Raw genomic sequence first — 1,960 nt, 5'->3', positions numbered from 1 at the left:
CCTACACCACTCACCTCCCCGTGCTCTGTAGTGTATCTGCTTATCCTATTAAATTATACCACAGGGGGAACTTTCATTAAATTTTTGTGCCTTGAGCACAGCGAAAGGAATGGGACTTTATATGAATTCCAGAGATTTATTATTCTGATATTTTATTCAGTAGTATGTGCCTGTGGCGATTCCGACGTATGAACCTGAACTCCCCAATGTGCAAGTTGCTTTAGAATCGGCATTAAGTCACGGCAAATGTCGGTTAATGTATATTCTACTCGCACCGGCATCTCCATATGTTGTTCACGATGTATAAGGCCATTTTCCTCCAACTCTTTTAATGAACTCGCTAACATAGTATTTGTTATACCTCTAATCTTACGTTTCAGTTCATTGTACCTTGTCGTACCATCCTGATGAAGGGCACATAAAATTGGTATCTTCCATTTTCCACCTACCACCCTTAGAGCACTTCCCAATGGACAATAGTCCATACATGGGCAATTATCTTTACAAGGCCGATTACTTTGATCGATTACTTTGATCATATTTTCCGCACCTACTCATTATATTCTGCGTTCTTGAAAATGAAATAGCGCAGTAGTATTATTATACTAGATAGCAATAACAGAGTGAATAGCTATCATATAATTTTTATGGAGGCGAAAATATGGTTATCAATGAAGATGTAAAGAAAGTTATTGAAGGATCGGCATTTCTCTCGCTTGTTACGGTAGATGCAAACGGAACCCCTCATCCTATTATTGCAGGTAAAGGCCAAGTAGTAAGTGACACAGTGGTCTTCGGTATTTATAAGATGGAGATCACACAAAAGAATCTAGCATCAAATAAAAATGCATGGGTGGTAGGGGCAACCATGGATGGGGGGCCTAAAGGTTATCGACTCACAGGCACGGCGGAGGCAAAAGATAAGCAACTTATTTTCATCCCTACCGGAGTAGATGCGCTAATATAAAAAAATTATCAATATATGACAACATAAATATCCCTTCTTTTTGTTGGGCTCATAACAAAAAGAAGGGATATCTAAGGAGTTGTGTAGAACATGGTTGTGCATATATTATCCTGTGGTATTTTTCAGCCAGAAATTGAAAAAATTCTGCCGGAAGTCAAGCTGGATTTACTTAATCAAAATATAGTCATTAATTTTGTGCCGCCTGCATTGCATGTTGACAATAAAAAATTGAAGACAGGAATTGTTAACGGTCTGGAATCTCTCAAAAATCAAAAAACATTGCTGCTTTATGGAAGCATGTGTCATCAGGAATTATCTCAAATAGCCAGGGATTTCAGAGCCACTTATCCAGAAGCGCATAACTGTATCGAGTTGTTATTCGATCCAGAAAGAAAAAAAGAGATAGATAGCGCGTATAATGTTTTTTATATGACCAGCGGCTGGTTAAAATACTGGCATGAAATATTTCAGCAAGGACAGGGATGGGACCCGGTTGATGCCAGGATAAATTTCGGATCGTATGAGATTCTTGTGCTTGACAGCGGGGTATCCAATATTTCTGACGAAGAAATATTGGAGTTTTTTGATTATACTCAAGTGTCCATTGATATTGAACCGATTTCTTTAGATTATTTTAAGAATGTCATAATTGAAATGTGTCAAAATATCAGCAAAGATTGAATTTTCTCATTCTCGCCGGCAAAGGCGTGCTCTAATATAAGCTTTGTTTTTTGACACATCAAACAGAAATGTATAATAAGCCGATTAGCTGGAATCTGTAAATTCCGAAAGGTGCTGCAATAAGCGATGAAAACCGGCTTTCTCTGCACTATCAGTCGATATGGCTGAAATATTCAAACGGAGGTATTAGTTTGAAAGAGTTCAGACATGAGACTGCGTAAAAAGAAGGGTACACCAAAATAAGCCCACCAAATGCGGACTTTAAAAATGAATATTGAATTAAAGTATTAAGTCGTATTACGCATATCGGGT

The 1,960-nt window shown here is 37.9% G+C and carries 3 protein-coding genes; 2 read left to right on the top strand and 1 reads right to left on the bottom strand.

Annotated elements, in window-relative coordinates; translation table 11 throughout:
• Nucleotides 1–152 precede the first annotated feature (152 nt).
• Nucleotides 153–539 carry a winged helix-turn-helix transcriptional regulator gene (locus OKX56_RS01915; protein ID WP_051014027.1) on the bottom strand — a complete coding sequence of 129 codons (387 nt, stop codon included), beginning with the start codon at nucleotides 537–539 and terminating at the stop codon, nucleotides 153–155.
• A gap of 122 nt (nucleotides 540–661) precedes the next feature.
• Between OKX56_RS01915 and OKX56_RS01910 the strand changes: the two genes are divergently transcribed.
• The gene (locus OKX56_RS01910) at nucleotides 662–967 is read left to right on the top strand and encodes a pyridoxamine 5'-phosphate oxidase family protein (RefSeq protein WP_015043302.1); all 306 of its coding nucleotides are present in this window, start codon (nucleotides 662–664) and stop codon (nucleotides 965–967) included.
• Between the two features lie 90 nt (nucleotides 968–1,057).
• Complete coding sequence (locus tag OKX56_RS01905; RefSeq protein ID WP_015043301.1) at nucleotides 1,058–1,648, top strand: DUF1638 domain-containing protein; 591 nt, start codon at nucleotides 1,058–1,060, stop codon at nucleotides 1,646–1,648.
• Nucleotides 1,649–1,960 lie beyond the last annotated feature (312 nt).

Source organism: Dehalobacter sp., from assembly GCF_030063005.1.
Classification (GTDB): domain Bacteria; phylum Bacillota; class Desulfitobacteriia; order Desulfitobacteriales; family Syntrophobotulaceae; genus Dehalobacter; species Dehalobacter restrictus.
This window is presented reverse-complemented; position numbering and strand designations above follow the sequence as displayed.